Annotated in this window: 1 rRNA gene; it reads left to right on the top strand. The window is 56.7% G+C overall.

Annotated elements, in window-relative coordinates:
- Window positions 1-85: 85 nt before the first annotated feature.
- Window positions 86-3,179 (top strand): 23S ribosomal RNA (locus tag AB0J21_RS33515); the annotation flags it as partial.

Genomic DNA, 3,179 nt, shown 5'->3' with positions numbered 1-3,179 from the left:
CGACCCCGGTAAAAATCCGCTTTGGTGGGTTGTGACGGGTGGTTGGTCGTTGTTTGAGAACTGCACAGTGGACGCGAGCATCTGTGGCCAAGTTTTTAAGGGCGCACGGTGGATGCCTTGGTACCAGGAACCGATGAAGGACGTGGGAGGCCGCGATAGGCCCCGGGGAGCTGTCAACCGAGCTTTGATCCGGGGGTGTCCGAATGGGGAAACCCGGCAGTCGTCATGGGCTGTCACCCGCTGCTGAATGTATAGGCAGTGTGGAGGGAACGCGGGGAAGTGAAACATCTCAGTACCCGCAGGAAGAGAAAACAACCGTGATTCCGGGAGTAGTGGCGAGCGAAACTGGATGAGGCCAAACCGTATGTGTGTGATACCCGGCAGGGGTTGCGCATGCGGGGTTGTGGGATCTCTCTTTTACAGTCTGCCGGCTGTGAGACAAGTCAGAAACCGTTGGTGTAGACGAAGGACATGCGAAAGGTCCGGCGTAGAGGGTAAGACCCCCGTAGTCGAAACATCAGCGGCTTGTTTGAGAGACACCCAAGTAGCACGGGGCCCGAGAAATCCTGTGTGAATCTGGCGGGACCACCCGCTAAGCCTAAATATTCCCTGGTGACCGATAGCGGATAGTACCGTGAGGGAATGGTGAAAAGTACCGCGGGAGCGGAGTGAAATAGTACCTGAAACCGTGTGCCTACAAGCCGTGGGAGCGTCGCGCAAGGACTTCGGTTCTTGCGTCGTGACTGCGTGCCTTTTGAAGAATGAGCCTGCGAGTTTGCGGTGTGTTGCGAGGTTAACCCGTGTGGGGAAGCCGTAGCGAAAGCGAGTCCGAATAGGGCGATTTAGTAGCGCGCTCAAGACCCGAAGCGGAGTGATCTAGCCATGGGCAGGTTGAAGCGGCTGTAAGAGGTCGTGGAGGACCGAACCCACCAGGGTTGAAAACCTGGGGGATGACCTGTGGTTAGGGGTGAAAGGCCAATCAAACTCCGTGATAGCTGGTTCTCCCCGAAATGCATTTAGGTGCAGCGTCGTGTGTTTCTTGCCGGAGGTAGAGCACTGGATAGGCGATGGGCCCTACCGGGTTACTGACCTTAGCCAAACTCCGAATGCCGGTAAGTGAGAGCGCGGCAGTGAGACTGTGGGGGATAAGCTCCATGGTCGAGAGGGAAACAGCCCAGAGCATCGACTAAGGCCCCTAAGCGTACGCTAAGTGGGAAAGGATGTGGAGTCGCAGAGACAACCAGGAGGTTGGCTTAGAAGCAGCCACCCTTGAAAGAGTGCGTAATAGCTCACTGGTCTAGTGATTCCGCGCCGACAATGTAGCGGGGCTCAAGCGTACCGCCGAAGTCGTGTCATTGCAGTACATACCCCCAACGGGGACTGTGATGGGTAGGGGAGCGTCGTGTGCCGGGTGAAGCTGCCGCGTAAGCGAGTGGTGGACGGTTCACGAGTGAGAATGCAGGCATGAGTAGCGATACACACGTGAGAAACGTGTGCGCCGATTGACTAAGGGTTCCTGGGTCAAGCTGATCTGCCCAGGGTAAGTCGGGACCTAAGGCGAGGCCGACAGGCGTAGTCGATGGATAACCGGTTGATATTCCGGTACCCGCTGTACAGCGTCAAACATTGAATCCTGTGATGCTAAGCCCGTGAAGCCGTTCCGGACCCTTCGGGGAATGGAAAGTGGTGGAGCCGGTGACCCGAGCTGGTAGTAGGTGAGTGATGGGGTGACGCAGGAAGGTAGTCCATCCCGGGCGGTGGTTGTCCCGGGGTAAGGGTGTAGGCCGTGCGGTAGGTAAATCCGTCGCACATGTGGCTGAGACCTGATGCCGAGCCGATTGTGGTGAAGTGGATGATCCTATGCTGTCGAGAAAAGCCTCTAGCGAGTTGTATGGCGGCCCGTACCCTAAACCGACTCAGGTGGTCAGGTAGAGAATACCGAGGCGTTCGGGTGAACTATGGTTAAGGAACTCGGCAAAATGCCCCCGTAACTTCGGGAGAAGGGGGGCCATTTCTGGTGATCCGATTTACTCGGTGAGCTGGGGGTGGCCGCAGAGACCAGCGAGAAGCGACTGTTTACTAAAAACACAGGTCCGTGCGAAGCCGTAAGGCGATGTATACGGACTGACGCCTGCCCGGTGCTGGAACGTTAAGGGGACCGGTTAGTCACATTTCGGTGTGGCGAAGCTGAGAACTTAAGCGCCAGTAAACGGCGGTGGTAACTATAACCATCCTAAGGTAGCGAAATTCCTTGTCGGGTAAGTTCCGACCTGCACGAATGGCGTAACGACTTCTCGACTGTCTCAACCATAGGCCCGGTGAAATTGCACTACGAGTAAAGATGCTCGTTTCGCGCAGCAGGACGGAAAGACCCCGGGACCTTTACTACAGTTTGATATTGGTGTTCGGTTCGGCTTGTGTAGGATAGGTGGGAGACTTTGAAGCGGCCACGCCAGTGGTTGTGGAGTCGTCGTTGAAATACCACTCTGGTCGTGCTGGATGTCTAACCTGGGTCCGTGATCCGGATCAGGGACAGTGTCTGATGGGTAGTTTAACTGGGGCGGTTGCCTCCTAAAGAGTAACGGAGGCGCCCAAAGGTTCCCTCAGCCTGGTTGGTAATCAGGTGTTGAGTGTAAGTGCACAAGGGAGCTTGACTGTGAGACCGACGGGTCGAGCAGGGACGAAAGTCGGGACTAGTGATCCGGCGGTGGCTTGTGGAAGCGCCGTCGCTCAACGGATAAAAGGTACCCCGGGGATAACAGGCTGATCTTCCCCAAGAGTCCATATCGACGGGATGGTTTGGCACCTCGATGTCGGCTCGTCGCATCCTGGGGCTGGAGTCGGTCCCAAGGGTTGGGCTGTTCGCCCATTAAAGCGGTACGCGAGCTGGGTTTAGAACGTCGTGAGACAGTTCGGTCCCTATCCGCTGTGCGCGTTGGAACATTGAGAAGGGCTGTCCCTAGTACGAGAGGACCGGGACGGACGAACCTCTGGTGTGCCAGTTGTTCTGCCAAGGGCATGGCTGGTTGGCTACGTTCGGGAGGGATAACCGCTGAAAGCATCTAAGCGGGAAGCCTGCTTCGAGATGAGTGTTCCCACCTCCTTGAGAGGGTAAGGCTCCCAGTAGACGACTGGGTTGATAGGCCGGATATGGAAGCCCTGTGAGGGGTGGAGTTGAC

Source organism: Streptomyces sp. NPDC049954 (genome assembly GCF_040656295.1).
Lineage (GTDB): Bacteria > Actinomycetota > Actinomycetes > Streptomycetales > Streptomycetaceae > Streptomyces.
This window is presented reverse-complemented; position numbering and strand designations above follow the sequence as displayed.